The organism is Geodermatophilus sp. URMC 60 (assembly GCF_053502585.1).
The window spans coordinates 1,066,636-1,080,418 of record NZ_CP199958.1 but is presented as its reverse complement, the minus strand read 5'-3'; the positions used below and the strand labels follow the sequence as shown (position 1 = coordinate 1,080,418).

The 13,783-nt window shown below is 75.8% G+C and carries 15 protein-coding genes; 7 read left to right on the top strand and 8 right to left on the bottom strand.

What is annotated here, in order from left to right:
• Positions 1–71: 71 nt before the first annotated feature.
• Positions 72–224 carry a hypothetical protein gene (locus ACWIX3_RS05225; RefSeq protein ID WP_448611018.1) on the bottom strand — a complete coding sequence of 51 codons (153 nt, stop codon included), beginning with the start codon at positions 222–224 and terminating at the stop codon, positions 72–74.
• A gap of 107 nt (positions 225–331) precedes the next feature.
• Here ACWIX3_RS05225 and ACWIX3_RS05220 point away from each other — a divergent pair, with 107 nt between their 5' ends.
• On the top strand, positions 332–1,549 hold the full coding sequence (locus ACWIX3_RS05220; RefSeq protein WP_448611017.1) for an MBL fold metallo-hydrolase: 1,218 nt from the start codon (positions 332–334) through the stop codon (positions 1,547–1,549).
• A gap of 170 nt (positions 1,550–1,719) precedes the next feature.
• On the opposite strand, the gene ACWIX3_RS05215 is transcribed toward ACWIX3_RS05220, so the two are convergent.
• The 3 genes from ACWIX3_RS05215 to ACWIX3_RS05205 form a co-directional block, all read right to left on the bottom strand.
• The gene (locus ACWIX3_RS05215; protein WP_448611016.1) at positions 1,720–3,117 is read right to left on the bottom strand and encodes an MFS transporter; all 1,398 of its coding nucleotides are present in this window, start codon (positions 3,115–3,117) and stop codon (positions 1,720–1,722) included.
• A gap of 224 nt (positions 3,118–3,341) precedes the next feature.
• The gene (locus ACWIX3_RS05210; RefSeq protein ID WP_448611015.1) at positions 3,342–3,992 is read right to left on the bottom strand and encodes an HAD family hydrolase; all 651 of its coding nucleotides are present in this window, start codon (positions 3,990–3,992) and stop codon (positions 3,342–3,344) included.
• A gap of 91 nt (positions 3,993–4,083) precedes the next feature.
• A complete protein-coding gene (locus ACWIX3_RS05205; protein ID WP_448611014.1) occupies positions 4,084–4,938 on the bottom strand; it encodes an Fpg/Nei family DNA glycosylase in 855 nt (284 codons plus the stop codon).
• A gap of 227 nt (positions 4,939–5,165) precedes the next feature.
• Between ACWIX3_RS05205 and ACWIX3_RS05200 the strand changes: the two genes are divergently transcribed.
• Both ACWIX3_RS05200 and ACWIX3_RS05195 read left to right on the top strand, forming a co-directional pair.
• Complete coding sequence (locus ACWIX3_RS05200) at positions 5,166–5,345, top strand: hypothetical protein (protein WP_448611013.1); 180 nt, start codon at positions 5,166–5,168, stop codon at positions 5,343–5,345.
• Positions 5,346–5,454: 109 nt separating this feature from the next.
• Entirely contained in the window at positions 5,455–6,687 is a 1,233-nt protein-coding gene (locus tag ACWIX3_RS05195; RefSeq protein ID WP_448611012.1) for an amidohydrolase family protein, read from the top strand.
• Here ACWIX3_RS05195 and ACWIX3_RS05190 read toward each other — a convergent pair.
• Positions 6,674–8,179, bottom strand: a complete 1,506-nt coding sequence (locus ACWIX3_RS05190; protein WP_448611011.1) for a malic enzyme-like NAD(P)-binding protein — start codon at positions 8,177–8,179, stop codon at positions 6,674–6,676. The two genes, ACWIX3_RS05195 and ACWIX3_RS05190, sit on opposite strands and share 14 nt — an antisense overlap.
• A 110-nt stretch (positions 8,180–8,289) precedes the next feature.
• Between ACWIX3_RS05190 and ACWIX3_RS05185 the strand changes: the two genes are divergently transcribed.
• Together ACWIX3_RS05185 and ACWIX3_RS05180 are read left to right on the top strand one after the other, a co-directional pair.
• On the top strand, positions 8,290–8,634 hold the full coding sequence (locus tag ACWIX3_RS05185) for a PadR family transcriptional regulator (RefSeq protein WP_448611010.1): 345 nt from the start codon (positions 8,290–8,292) through the stop codon (positions 8,632–8,634).
• Positions 8,631–9,035 (top strand): hypothetical protein, encoded by a 405-nt coding sequence (locus ACWIX3_RS05180; RefSeq protein ID WP_448611009.1) that lies wholly within the window; start codon positions 8,631–8,633, stop codon positions 9,033–9,035. Before ACWIX3_RS05185 ends, ACWIX3_RS05180 begins: the two co-directional genes overlap by 4 nt.
• Positions 9,036–9,134: 99 nt before the next feature.
• Here the strand turns inward: ACWIX3_RS05180 and ACWIX3_RS05175 are convergent, their stop codons facing one another.
• From ACWIX3_RS05175 to ACWIX3_RS05165, 3 genes are all read right to left on the bottom strand, one after another.
• Positions 9,135–9,575, bottom strand: a complete 441-nt coding sequence (locus ACWIX3_RS05175; RefSeq protein ID WP_448611008.1) for an SRPBCC domain-containing protein — start codon at positions 9,573–9,575, stop codon at positions 9,135–9,137.
• A 145-nt stretch (positions 9,576–9,720) separates the two neighbouring features.
• Complete coding sequence (locus tag ACWIX3_RS05170) at positions 9,721–10,506, bottom strand: hypothetical protein (protein ID WP_448611007.1); 786 nt, start codon at positions 10,504–10,506, stop codon at positions 9,721–9,723.
• Positions 10,503–10,931 carry a DUF309 domain-containing protein gene (locus ACWIX3_RS05165; RefSeq protein ID WP_448611006.1) on the bottom strand — a complete coding sequence of 143 codons (429 nt, stop codon included), beginning with the start codon at positions 10,929–10,931 and terminating at the stop codon, positions 10,503–10,505. The genes ACWIX3_RS05170 and ACWIX3_RS05165 overlap by 4 nt, the downstream gene beginning before the upstream one ends.
• Positions 10,932–11,207: 276 nt before the next feature.
• Between ACWIX3_RS05165 and egtA the strand changes: the two genes are divergently transcribed.
• Together egtA and egtB are read left to right on the top strand one after the other, a co-directional pair.
• Positions 11,208–12,464, top strand: coding sequence for an ergothioneine biosynthesis glutamate--cysteine ligase EgtA (gene egtA, locus ACWIX3_RS05160; protein WP_448611005.1), 1,257 nt, complete (start codon positions 11,208–11,210; stop codon positions 12,462–12,464).
• Positions 12,461–13,783: an ergothioneine biosynthesis protein EgtB gene (egtB, locus tag ACWIX3_RS05155; protein ID WP_448611004.1), complete on the top strand. Its 1,323-nt coding sequence runs from the start codon at positions 12,461–12,463 to the stop codon at positions 13,781–13,783. The genes egtA and egtB overlap by 4 nt, the downstream gene beginning before the upstream one ends.

Genomic DNA, 13,783 nt, shown 5'->3' with positions numbered 1-13,783 from the left:
CCACCCTTCGACCCGGGACGGGACCGCTCCCCCGGGTCCCCTCGCAGTCCCGGGGACGCCCCGGAGCCGGCCTACTCCGCGGGGAGCAGCTCTCCGCAGGCGGCGCAGCGGACCGGTGGGTCGGTGTCGGCGAGTCGCCCGCAGGCCGGGCACACCCGGCGCAGCCAGCACGCCGGGTCGCCGCCGTCGCCGTCCGGGTCGGCGGGCCGTGCGTCGTCGGTCACGGGGCCATGCTCGGACGCCGCCTCCGGCCTGGCAACCGCCGCCGGCGGGGTGCGCTCCCCTCCCGGCCGACGCCGCCTCGCCGTCCCCGGCTGGGATGCTGGGTGTCGTGCCCTCCTCCGCCTCCCGCCGCACCGCGCTGGCCGTCGCCGCCAGCCTCGCCGGACCCGCCGCGTGGGTCGCCCGCGCCGCCTGGGGCCTGCCCACCGCCCTGGGCGCCAGTCAGCGCGAGGTCCGGGCCCACGCCGCCGGCTCGCCGCAGTTCGCCGAGGGCCGCTTCCACAACCGGCTGAGGACCCCGGCGCTGCCACCGGCCAGCGCGCAGCGCGGCCTGCTGCGGCAGATGCACGAGGAGCGCTCCACCGGCCTGCCGGCGCGCCCGGTGCCGCTGGCCCGCCCCGAGCTCCCCGCGGAGGCCGGCGAGCTGGCCGTGACCTGGTTCGGCCACTCCAGCGCACTGCTCGAGGTCGACGGCCGGCGGGTGCTGGTCGACCCGGTGTGGGGCGAGCGGGTGTCGCCGTCCCCGCTGGTCGGGCCGACCCGGCTGCACCCGGTGCCCCTACCGCTGGAGGAGCTGCCGAGGGTCGACGCCGTCCTCGTCTCGCACGACCACTACGACCACCTCGACCTGCCCACGGTGCGCGGGCTGCTGCGCACGCAGACCGCGCCGTTCGTCGTCCCGCTGGGGCTGGGCGCGCACCTGCGCGGCTGGGGCGTGCCGGAGGAGCGGGTCGTCGAGCTGGACTGGGACGGCGCGGTGGACGTCGCCGGCCTCAGGCTGACCTGCACCGAGGCGCGGCACTTCTCCGGGCGCTTCCTCACCCGCGACACGACGCTGTGGGCGTCCTGGGTGGTGGCCGGACCGCGGCACCGGGTCTTCTTCGGTGGCGACACCGGCTACACCCCGGCGTTCGCCGCGATCGGCGCGCTGCTGGGCCCCTTCGACCTGACGCTGCTGCCGATCGGCGCCTACAACGACGCCTGGGCCTACATCCACATGACGCCGGAGGAGGCCGTCCGGGCGCACGGCGACCTCGGCGGCGGGCTGCTGGTGCCGGTGCACTGGGCGACGTTCAACCTGGCCTTCCACCGCTGGGCCGAGCCGGTGCAGCGGCTGTGCGCCGCGGCGGAGCGCTCGGAGGTCCGGGTGGCGGTGCCGCGGCCGGGACAGCGGGTCGACGTCCTGGCGCCGCCGCCGCTGACCGACTGGTGGTCGGAGGTCGGCTCGCTCGCCGACGCGCCGACCGAGACCGGGGACGGCGGCGCCAGCAGCTCCGTCGTGGCGCGAGCCGCGTCCTGGCTGACCGTCCGCCGCCCGGCCGACTAGTACTGCACCGGCACTCACGGTGGCGCCTTCCTCGGGTCCGGTGGTGGGCGGCGCGGTCTGGGCCTGGCGTCGTCGCCACCACCCGCACCAGTCAGCGGCGTGGTCGAGGTCGAGTCCTGGTCCGCGGCCGACCCGTCATGGTCGGCCAGGCGGCGCGACCGTCATCACCGTCAGGTGCTCGGCCGCGGGTCGCCAGGGGCCATCCCGGTCGTCGACTCCGTCCTCCTGGTGCCCTGGCCCGGCCCGCCGCGGATCTCGTCCTTGGTGCGGGTCTCGCGCAGGACGAGCGCCGAGACGAACGTGATCGCGCCCATGAGGAAGATGTAGACCGACACCGAGGCCGACGTACCCGTGGCCGCGAGCAACGCGGTCATCAGAAATGGTGTGGCTCCGCTCACCAGGATGGCAGCCAGCTGATATGCCAGCGAGGCCCCCGAGTAACGGATCCGCGGCTCGAACAGCTCGGCCAGGTAGGCGGCCAAGGGGCCATAGGTGAGGGATGACCCGATCAGCCCACCGACGAGCGCCAGGAAGATCAGTGGTAGCGACGCGGTGTCGATGAGCCAGAAGAACGGGAACGCCCACAGGGCGATGATCGCCGCGCCCAGCAGGATCGGCGGCCGGCGGCCGATCCGGTCCGACAGCGCCCCGCTGAAGTAGATGACGAACACGGAGATCGCCGAGGCGGCGAGCGTGATGGTCAGCAACTCGTCGCGGTCGACGCCGAGGTCGCGCGTGGCGTAGTCCAGGACCCCGGCGATGCTGATGTAGAAGATCGCGTTGGTGCCGAACAGCAGACCTGCGCCGAGCAGCACCGGCCGGCGGTGCTTGCGCACGACCTCCTTGATCGGCGCCTGCGCCACCTGTGCCTCGGGAGCCTGGCCGTGGTGCTCCTGCAACTGGCGGAAGACCGGGGTGTCCTCGACCCGGAGCTGGATGAACATGACCACGGGGAGCAGCACGGCACTGGCCAGGAACGGGATGCGCCAGCCCCAGGAGAGGAAGGCCTCCGGGCTCACGGTGGCGCTGACCACCAGGAAGACGACGTTGCCCAGGATGACGCCGATGGGAACGCCCATCTGTCCGAAGGTGCCCGCGCGTCCCTGGCGGTCCCGCCCAGCGTTCTCGGTGAGCAGGAGGATGACCCCGCCCCACTGCCCGCCGACCGCGATGCCCTGCAGGAAGCGCAGCACGACGAGCGCGATCGGCGCGAGCACGCCAATCGAGTCGGCCGTAGGCAGCAGACCGATGAGGAAGGTCGCCGACCCCATCAGGACGAGGCAGGTGACGAGGGCCGGCTTGCGGCCGACCTTGTCCCCGAAGTGGCCGAAGACCAGGCCGCCGATGGGGCGGGCGATGAAGCCGGCCCAGAAGGTGCTGAAGGCCAGCAACGTGCCGACGAGCGGAGAGGCGTCGGGGAAGAACAGCTCACCGAAGACCAACGCCGCCGCAGTGGCGTAGATGAAGAAGTCGTACCACTCGATCGAGCTCCCGATGAGCCCTGCGGTCATGAGCTTGCGCAGCGACCGACGGTCGAGGGCAGGCGTCTCGTGTTGTGAGGTTGTCATCGCCGGTCCTGTCGCCATCGCGGGGGCGCCTCTGACCCAGCCTGGAGGCTATGGGTGCACTGCACTGGCGGCAATTCCTCGCAGATGACGTCCTCGATCCGTCCTCAGCACATCCAGCCTCGGCTGCGAGCAGCCGACAGCAGCCACTGGCGACAGCGCGGGCCGGCCCCGCTGTCCCTCGTGATCGACGACGCTCGGCACCTCCCGGGAAGATCGCGATCGAGCTAGTCCAGCTGCCGGGCGACCTCGCGCAGATCGGCCGCCTCCACCTGGGGCGTCCCGCCCTCGGGGTCCAGCCGGTGGCCGGGCCGACGCAGCCGGACCACCTCGATGCCGGCTGCGAGGGCGCCCCGGACGTCGCGCGCCGACGTCGCCACGTGCACCAGCCGACCGCCGGCGCGCTCCCGCGCCCGGAGGTAGATCTCCGGGGCGGGCTTGTAGGCCCGCAGCCGCTCGGAGGTGAGGACGCCGGCGTCGTCCACGAGCGGCGCCACTCGTGTGCGGGCGAAGACGGCGTCGTCCACGTTGGACAGGACGCCGACCCGGGCGCGGGCCGCGAGCGCCGGCACCCCCTCCGCGACGTCCGGCCACAGCGGCCAGTCCCCGACCGAGTCGAGCAGACGCTCGGTGTCGGCGTCCGGGTCCCGGGCGACACCCAGCTCGGCGTAGGCGGCGGTCAGCGCGCGGCGGCAGTGCTCGGCGAAGGGCACCCAGGTCGCGAGGTCGCGTTGGGAGGCCTTGTTGGCCGCGTCCCACGCGTCGTAGAGCCGCTCCCCCGGCCCGCCGGTGATCCGCTCCAGCGCGGCCGAGCCGCCGGTGCGCGAGTCGATGAGCGCACTGAACAGGTCGAGGGTGACCAGCCGGGAGAGTGCCACGGCGCGCATTCTGCGCCGCACCGGCCCGCCGCCGGCCCCGTCCCGGGTCCCGCCCCGAGCCTGCGAGGGGTGGGAGGACCGGGTCCTTCCTTCAGCGCAGCAGCTTGGACATGCGCCGGTCGGCCAGGGGCTTGCCGCCGGTCTGGCAGGTCGGGCAGTACTGCAGCGAGGTGTCGGCGAAGCTGACCTCGCGGACGGTGTCGCCGCACACCGGGCAGGGCAGGCCGGTGCGGGCGTGCACCTGCAGCCCCGAGCGCTTCTCGCCCTTCATGGTGGCCGCCTGCTGCCCGACCTGGCGCTCCAGCGCCTCGGCGAGGGTGGCCCGCATCGCGTCGTAGAGGCGCAGGGCCTCCTCGTCGGTGAGCTTGTCGGCCATCTTGAACGGCGAGAGCCGCGCCGCGTGCAGGATCTCGTCGGAGTAGGCGTTGCCGATCCCCGCGATCAGCGTCTGGTCGGTGAGCGCGCCCTTGAGCTGGCCGCTGCGCCCGGCCAGCAGCGCCACGAACGCGTCCCGGTCGACCTCCAGCGCGTCGGGCCCGAGCCGCGCGACGCCCGGCACCTCGGCCGGCGAGCGGACGACGTAGACCGCCAGCCCCTTGCGGGTGCCCTGCTCGGTGAGGTCGAAGCCGTTCCCGTCATCGAGGTGCACACGCAGCGCCAGCGGCCCCTTGCCCGGTTTGGGCGGAGCGGCGGGCAGCCCGGTGCGCCAGTGCAGCCAGCCGGCCCGCGCCAGGTGGACGACGAGGTGCAGGCCGGAGACGTCCAGGTCGAGGAACTTGCCGTGCCGGGCGACGCCGGTGAGCTCCAGCCCGCCCAGCGCCGACAGCGGCGGGTCGAAGGTCTTGATCGCCTGGACGGCGGCCAGGTCGACGCGGGTCACCACGTGGCCCACCGCGTTCTCGCGCAGGAACGCGGTCAGCGCCTCCACCTCGGGCAACTCGGGCACCCGGCCACTATGCCGCGCAGGACCGTCTCCCGCCGTCCCCGATCGTGTGGTCCCGCCGCGCCGGGACACCCCACCGGCGCCCGGTCACCCGCGATCCCGGTAGCCCTCTCCGGTGCCGGCGAGTTGCCGGAGGTCGTCCCCGTCCGAGGACGACGCGCCGCTGCGCCTTGTCACCGGATGCCGGCTGTCCCTAGCGTCCTGGCCAGTCGGCGTGGGGAGGCCGGGACGTGACCGAGAGCGCAGAGGGCCGGCCGCCGGTGGACGAGACCCGTCCGTCGGCGCCGGAGCAGGGCACCGAGGACGGACCGTCGGTCCCGACCGACACCGGCGTCGGCATCGGGCTCGGCGAGGCCGACACCTTCGAGCCGGAGGAGTCCACCGCCGCCGAGGACGCCGACCGCGACTAGCCACTCGTCGTCCGCCGGAGCCCCCGGGTGAGGGCGGGTCGGCGTCCTGGCGGTCGCGCCGTCCGGCGGCAGCGGAACGGGGACCGGACGGGGGCTCGAGGGGGGCGTGATGGGACCGGCGTCGGGCAGCTTCCTGGTGGAGGGCGCGACGGTTTTCGACGGGCGGCTCTTCTCCGCGGCGACCCCGGTGCTGGTCCTCGACGGCCGGATCGCAGCGGTCGGGGGCCGGCCGGTCCCGCCGCCGGGCACCCCGGTGGTGGACGGCCGCGGCGCCACCCTCCTCCCTGGCCTGGTCGACGCGCACACCCACGTCTCCCCCGGCGCGCTCGAGACGGCGCTGCGGTGCGGGGTCACCACCGAGGTCGACATGTTCGCCGACCCCGAGCTCGTCCGGTCGCTGCGCCGTCAGGCCGCGGTCGATCCCCGCACGGCTGACGTCCGCTCCGCCGGTACCGGCGCGACTGCGCCCGGCGGGCACCCGAGCCGGCTGGTCCAGCGGGGCCTCCTGGCTCCCTTCCCGACGGTGCGCGGGCCCGAGGAGGCGGAGGGCTTCGTCGCGGCCCGGGTGGCGGAGGGCTCGGACCACCTCAAGCTGGTGCTCGAGGACGGCACCGTCACCGGGCAGCCCTGCCCCACCCTGGACCCCGCCACGGTGCGCGCCCTGGTCCGCGCCGGGCACGCACACGGCCTGCTCGTCGTCGCGCACGTCCTCACCCACGCGGACGCGCTGCTCGCCGTGGACGCCGGCGTGGACGGGTTGGCCCACCTGTTCGTCGACCAGCCCCCGTCCGCGGGTCTCGTCGAGGCCGTCGTGCGGAAGGGCGTCTTCGTGGTGCCGACCCTGACCTCGCTGGCTGCCCGCACCGGGCAGCCGCGGGGACACGACCTCAGCGCCGATCCGGACCTCGGGCCGCGCCTCGACCCGCGAGACCGTGCCTTGCTGGAGGCGGGCTTCCCCGGCCCACCCGCCGTCCCCGGCGGGCTCGAGCACGCCATGACCGGCGTCGCCCGGCTGGCCGAGGCGGGCGCGCCGCTGCTGGCCGGGACCGATGCCGGGAGCCCGGGCACCGCCCACGGCGCCAGCCTGCACGACGAGCTCGCCCTGCTGGTGCGGTCGGGCCTGTCCACCGCGGCTGCGCTGGCCGCGGCGACCAGCGCTCCCGCCGCCGCCTTCGGTCTCGCCGACCGCGGCCGGATCGCACCGGGACTCCGTGCCGACCTGGTCCTCGTCCGCGGCGAGCCGCAACGCGACGTGACCCGGACCCGGGCCGTCGAGGTGGTCTGGCGCGGCGGATCGGCAGCAGCTCCTGCGGGCCCGACCCGCGGGCCTACTGGCCGGTGAGGCTCTCCACCTCGCTCACCGGCGCGGTGGCGCCGGGCTCCTGCCGCGCCTGGTCGGCCACCGCCGCGGCGACGGCCGACGTGACGGCGGGGTCGAAGACGCTCGGGATGATGTAGTTGGCGTTGAGCTGGTCGTCCTTGACGACACCGGCGATGGCCTCTGCCGCCGCCAGCAGCATCCCGTCGCTGATCTCCCGCGCCCGCGCGTCGAGCAGCCCGCGGAACATCCCGGGGAACGCCAGCACGTTGTTGATCTGGTTCGGCAGGTCCGAGCGGCCCGAGGCCACGACGGCGGCGTGCTGCCGGGCCCGCACCGGGTCCACCTCGGGGGTCGGGTTGGCCATCGGGAAGACGACGGCGTTCGGCGCCATGCGCGCCAGCGCCTCGACGGGCAGCACGTTGCCGGCGCTCACGCCGATGAAGACGTCGGCGTCGACCAGCGCGTCGGGTAGCTCGCCGCGCACGCCATCGGGGTTGGTGCGCTCGGCGAGGTCCCGCTTGGCCGGCGAGAGGCGCTCGTCGTCCGGCGAGAGGATGCCCTCGCGGTCCCACACCAGCACGCGCCGGGCGCCGGCCTTGAGCATCAGGTGCACGATCGCCGTCCCGGCCGCGCCGCCGCCGGCGACCACGATCTTCACGTCCTCGAGCTGCTTGTCGACGACGCGCAGCGCGTTGCGCAGCGCGGCCAGCGCGACGATCGCCGTCCCGTGCTGGTCGTCGTGGAAGACCGGGATGTCGAGCTTCTCGCGCAGCCGGGCCTCGATCTCGAAGCAGCGCGGCGCGGCGATGTCCTCGAGGTTGATGCCACCGAAGCCGGGGGCGATCAGCTCGACGGTGCGGACGATCTCGTCGACGTCCTGGGTGTCCAGGCAGATCGGCCAGGCGTCGATGTCGGCGAACCGCTTGAACAGGACGGCCTTGCCCTCCATGACGGGCATGGCCGCGCCCGGGCCGATGTCGCCCAGCCCCAGGACGGCCGACCCGTCGGTGACCACGGCGACGGTGTTGCCCTTGATGGTCAGCCGGCGGACGTCGTCGGGGTTGTCGGCCAGCGCCAGGCAGACCCGCGCGACGCCGGGGGTGTAGGCCATCGACAGGTCGTCGCGGGTCTTCAGCGGCACCCGGGAGGCGACCTCCAGCTTGCCGCCCAGGTGCAGCAGGAAGGTGCGGTCGCTGACCTTGCGGACCTTCACCCCGGGGACGGCGCGCAGCGCGTCGACCATCTCCTCGGAGTGGGCCGCGTCCGCGGCGGAGCAGGTGACGTCGACGGTCAGGCCGTCCGACCGGGAGTCGACGACGTCGATGGCGGTCACCGCGCCGCCGGCCGAGCCGACCGCGGTCGCGATGCGGCCGATGGAGGCCGGGTCGCCGTCGGCGGTGACCCGGACGGTGATCGAGTACGACGCCGACGTGACCGGCCCGCGGGGCGGCGTGGCCGGCTCGCCGAGGGAGGTGTCGTCGGTGCTGGGCGTGGCTGCGGTCTCGGTGCTCATGGCGTCGCCCATCGTCGCACCGGAACGCCGACGAGGGGTGGTTGCGGTCACAGTGGTCACACGGGCTCGGCTAGGTTGTCTCACTGACTAGTCGGCAATACCGTCCAGCCGTGTCGCTCGAACCCTGGCCCGCCGAGTGGATGCGCGCGACGTTGCCGCTGACGGTGCTGGCGGTCGTCGCCGAGGAGGAGACCTACGGCTACGCGATCGCCCGGCGTCTGCAGGCGGCCGGCCTGGGGGCGGTCAAGGGCGGCACCCTCTACCCGGTTCTCGACCGGCTCGAGCAGGACGGGCTGGTCACGTCGTCCTGGCGCGAGGGCGCGGGCGGTCCGGGCCGCAAGTTCTTCACCGTCACGCCGCGCGGCGGGGCACACCTGGCCGAGCGCACCGCTGCCTGGCACACGTTCACCGAGCGGGCCGCCGGCCTGCTCCCGTCCGTGGGGAGTCCTCGATGACCACCAGCACCGACACCTACCGCCGCGAGCTGGTGCAGGCGTTGCGGGCGGGGAACGTGCCGCCCGAGCGGATCGGCGAGATCGTCGCCGAGGAGAGCCACGTCGCCGACACCGGCGAGGACCCCCGCGAGGCCTTCGGCCCGGCGCGGGACTACGCGGCCGGCTTCCGCCGTACGCGCAGCCGCTGGTTCGTGGCGGCCCTCGTGTCACCGACCCTGCCGGGCGCGCTGTGCGGCTTCCTCATCGTCGTGGGGATGATCGGCCTGGTCGACGGCGAGCCGGCGCTCGGGCTGCCGGCCTGGGTGGTGCTCACCGCGGGGCTGGTGCTGTGGATCCCGGTGCTGGTGGCCGTGCTGCGCGGCAGCGTCCCGGTGCGCGCGATCCCCGCACCGGTCGACTGATCACCACCAGCCCAGCCGTGGTCGCCCTGGGCATGGGCGCGTCCCTCGCCGTCCTCACCGTGGCGTGCTGGGGCCTCGTCGTCCTGACGAGCTGACGGGTCAGCGGACCGGGCGGGAGGTGCGCCCCTCGGCGCGGGCCTTGAGGCCCTCGCAGAAGTGCCGGAACGAGGGGTTGAGGTCCGGAGTGGAACGGGCGAGCAGCACGGCGAGCGGGCCGGTGTGGTCCTCGCGGACGGTGAGCAGGGTGCCGCCGTCCTCCTGCGCGTCGAGGGAGTAGGTGCGCTCGATGACCGCCAGCCCCAGCGGCAGCCCGCCGCGCCAGCGCATGGCCTCGCGCGGGCGGATCTCGGTGACCGTCACCGTGAAGGGGCGGGTGCGGATCATCGTGGCGTAGAGCGTCAGCTTCTCGCCCAGCGCCACCCGGCCCTCCACCCGGTCGACACCGGAGTCCCAGTCCCGCCAGCCGCCGACGTCGACCAGCAGTCCCCAGACCTGTTCCGGGCTCGCGTCGATGCGCGCCGCCGCCTCGTAGCTCCTCACGGCCCCTCCCTCACCCGGCCCGCACGGCCGTCGTCCGCAGGTAGGTGTTGGGTACCACGATGCCCGGGCCGCCGTCCCGGGTCGAGGTGCCGGCCTCCCCGGCAGGGTCCCGGCGCCAGCCTGCGAGCGGCAGCGGGGTCCTCCATCAGCCGACCAGCAGCGCGCCGCGCTCCCGCAGTCCGGCCACCCGGGCCACCAGAGCCGCGGTCACGACCGCGGCGGCGCCCACGGCAGCGACCGCCACCACGCCCGGCCCGCCGTCGACGGCGACCGCGACCAGGCCCCAGACCACGGCCAGGGCGAACGGCCCGGCCGCCACCCGGGCGCCGCGCACGAGCGCCGTCCCGAGGACCGCCACCGCCGCGAGCGCGGCGACCGCCCACACCTGCGCCGCCGCCCCCTGGGCCGGCGCCCCGAGCGCGACGCCGGCGCTGGCGATCTGCACCGCCGAGGCCAGCGTCACCCAGCCCAGGAGGAGCCCGGTGACCGCCGCCGGGAGCAGCCGCGGCAACCCGGTGAGCGACATGGCCTGCAGTCGCGCCCAGGCGGTCGCGGCGGCGGCGACGATCGCGAAGAGCAGCACCGCGGGGAGGACCGGGACGCGGTCACCCACCAGCGGGAACAGCACCTCCCAGACGGCGTTCCCGGCGAAGGCCGCCGCCAGTGGCCAGCCGGTCGACCGGTGCACCGCGCGGTCCCGCTGCCCGGGGAGGGCCTGGTGGACCGCCCAGGCCAGCGCCCCGGCGAAGATGGGCCCCCAGATCGAGAAGGCGTATCCGCCCGGGGTGATCAGTGAGCGGGTCGCGTCGCTGACCTCACCCACGCTGCGCCCGGCGAGCGCCGCGCCGAGCGGGCTGCCGGCGATCTGGGCGATCGCCGCGAGCAGGACCGCTGCCGCCCGCAGGGCATCCGCCCGTCGTCCGTTCCTCACCCCGGATCCCTACCCGGCCGCGGCGGCTCCCGCACGCCTCCGGGTCGGTCGTCCGTCCAGGCGGGTCCTCGACCGGACCGGAGGCGGGGCGCGAGCGCGGCGGCGTCGCGGGACGACGGCGGCGAAGCGGCCAGCTCCTGACCCCAGGCGACCAGGCCGGCGACGTCGATGCCGTGTGGCGGGGCGTCGGCGTAGGCGGCGACGTTGCCCGCCCCGCGCTCCAGCAGCCGCGCGGCGCCCCGGTCGTTGCCCCTGGCCACGTGGGTCAACCCGACGGCGAGCTGGGCCAGTCCACGCCACAGCTGCCGCTCCGGGTCCGGCGCGGACTTCCACGCGTCCTCGAGCACCTCGTGGGCGTGGAAGGGCCGCCCCGCGTCCAGCAGCTCCTGGGCCTCGGCGAGCGCACGGTCCGGGGTGCGCAGCACGCCCTCCGGCGCTCGCTCGTCCCCCACGGCACCGCGCGGGAGCGGGCGTCCCAGCGCGTCGCGTGGCCGGGCGTTGCGGGCCCGGCCCGCAGGATCTCGGTCCCGGTCGGCATCCACCCGACGATCCTGACGCGAACACCGGTCGGGTGCCGCAGGGTCGTGCCTTTTGTCGGTGGCCGTGTGCAGGATGGGCCCGAGGACGGCCGCAGGCGGGCCGCCCCCGCACCGACCCGCGGTCGTCGTCGACCGGTCCGGACCTGGAGGGGGGTGGGGCTCGTGGCCCCGGTCACCGAGGAGCGCACGGCTGCTCTCGACCTGGAGGCTGCCGCCGCGCACGTCGCCGGGACGGCGCTGCGCCCGGGCCCGGTCGGCTCGGTCGGCCTGGAGCTCGAGGCACACCTGGTCGACCTCGACGCGCCCACGTCGCGGGTCCCCTGGCAGCGGATCCGCCACCTCGTCGACGCGTTGCCCGCGCTGCCCGGTGGCAGCCGGGTCACCCTCGAGCCCGGCGGCCAGGTGGAGCTGTCCACCCCGCCGTACCCGGGCGTCGCCCCCGCGGTGACGGCGCTGCGGGCCGACCGCGACGTGCTCGCCGCGGCCCTGGCCACCGAGCGGCTGGCGGTGGCCCCGGTCGGGGCCGACCCGCTGCGGCCCCCGGCCCGGGTGTGCCCGGCGCCCCGCTACGCCGCGATGGAGCAGCACTTCGCCGCCGTCGGCTGCGCCGAGGCGGGGACGGCGATGATGAGCGGCACCGCCGCGCTGCAGGTCAACCTGGACGCCGGGCCGTGCGCCGGCTGGAGCGAGCGGGTGTCGCTGGCCCACCAGCTGGGGCCGACCCTCGTCGCCGTCGCGGGCTGCTCACCGCTCGCCGGCGGCCGCCCGACCGGCTGGGTGTCGCAGCGGCAGCGGGTGTGGGGGGACCTCGACCAGGCGCGCTGCGGGCCCCTGCTGGGCGGCGCGGACCCGTGCGGCGAGTGGGCCGAGTACGCGCTGACCGCCCCCGTGATGCTGGTGCGCGACCCCGCCGGCGACGGCGCGGTGCCGGTGCGGGACCGGGTCCGGTTCACCGACTGGGTCACCGGTGACGTGCGGCTGGGCGGCCGGGCGCCCACGACGGCCGACCTCGACTACCACCTGACCACGCTCTTCCCGCCGGTGCGGCCACGGGGGTACCTGGAGATCCGCTACCTCGACGCCGCGCCCGAGCCGTGGTGGCCGGCGCTGGCGGCGGTCACCACCGTGCTGCTCGACGACCCGGTCGCGGCCGGGCACGCCGCGGCAGCCACCGTGCCGGTCGCTGCCGCCTGGGACCGCGCCGCCCGCGCGGGTCTGGCCGACCCCGCGCTGCACGCCGCCGCTCGCGCCTGCCTCGCCGCCGCCTGCGTCGCCGTCCCCGCGGCGCTGCGGCCCGAGGTCGAGGCGCTCGCCGACCTCGTCGACCGGGGCCGTTGCCCCGGCGACGCCCTGCTCGACACCGCCCGGGCCGGTGGCCCCGTCGCCGCCCTCCTCTCAGCCACGGAGGATCCCCAGTGACCGGCCTGACCGAGACCCTCGCCCGCGACCTGGACGCAGCCCGGCAGCGCACGCTGCGGCTGACCGACCACGACGAGCCCGAGCTGCTGCGCCAGCACACCCCGCTGCTCAGCCCGCTGGTCTGGGACCTCGCGCACATCGGCCAGCAGGAGGACCTCTGGCTGCTGCGCCGCGGCGACGCCCGTCGCGAGGGCCTGCTGCCGGCCGACGTCGAGGCGCTCTACGACGCGTTCACCCACCCGCGCGCGGTCCGCTCGCGGCTGCCGCTGCTGCCGCCGGTCGAGGCGCGGTCGTTCTGCGGCGAGGTGCGCGGCCGGGTGCTCGACCGGCTGGGGCGGCTCGGCCGGGACGACGACGGCGACCCGTTCGACTTCGCGATGGTCGTCAGCCACGAGCAGCAGCACGACGAGACGATGCTGCAGGCGCTCAACCTGCGCTCGGGCCCACCGCTGCTCGGCGCCGGGACGCCGCTGCCGCCCGGCCGGCCGGGGGTGGCCGGCACGTCGGTGCCCGTGCCGGGCGGGGAGTTCGTCCTGGGCGTGGACGCCGCCGACGAGCCGTTCTCGCTGGACAACGAGCGGCCGGCGCACGTCGTCGACGTCCCGTCGTTCCGCATCGGCCGGGTGCCGGTGACCAACGCCGAGTACGCCGCCTTCGTCGCCGACGGCGGCTACGACGACCGGCGCTGGTGGTCCGGGCGCGGTTGGGCGCACCGGGTCGAGGCCCAGCTGGAGCGGCCGCAGTTCTGGGGCGCCGACGGCACCCGCACCCGCTTCGGCGTCGTGGAACCCCTCCCCGCCGACGAGCCGGTCCAGCACGTGACGTACTTCGAGGCCGAGGCCTACGCGGCCTGGGCCGGGGCGACCGGCGCTGCCCCGCCCGGCGCCCGGCTGCCCACCGAGGTCGAGTGGGAGAAGGCCGCCGTCTGGGACCCGGCGACCCGGCGGCGGCGTCGGTTCCCGTGGGGTTCGGCCGAGCCGTCGTCCGCGCTGGCCAACCTCGGCGGCGACGCGCTGCGCCCGGCACCCGTGGGCGCCTACCCGGCCGGCGCCTCGGCCTGCGGGGCCGAGCAGCTGATGGGCGACGTCTGGGAGTGGACCTCCTCGGACCTCACCCCGTGGCCCGGGTTCCGGCCGATGCTCTACGCCGACTACTCCGCGCCGTTCTTCGGCGGCGACTACAAGGTGCTGCGCGGCGGGTCCTGGGCGGTGGGGCCGTCGATCCTGCGGCCCAGCTTCCGCAACTGGGACCACCCGATCCGCCGGCAGGTCTTCAGCGGCTTCCGCCTGGCCTGGCCCGTCGACACGACGGCCGCCTGA

Excerpts from the sequence above, each read along its gene's own strand:
- ACWIX3_RS05215 (WP_448611016.1), bottom strand. The coding sequence starts at position 3,117 with ATGACAACCTCACAACACGAGACGCCTGCCCTCGACCGTCGGTCGCTG.
- ACWIX3_RS05190 (WP_448611011.1), bottom strand. The coding sequence starts at position 8,179 with ATGAGCACCGAGACCGCAGCCACGCCCAGCACCGACGACACCTCCCTC.
- ACWIX3_RS05180 (WP_448611009.1), top strand. The coding sequence starts at position 8,631 with ATGACCACCAGCACCGACACCTACCGCCGCGAGCTGGTGCAGGCGTTG.
- ACWIX3_RS05195 (WP_448611012.1), top strand. The coding sequence starts at position 5,455 with ATGGGACCGGCGTCGGGCAGCTTCCTGGTGGAGGGCGCGACGGTTTTC.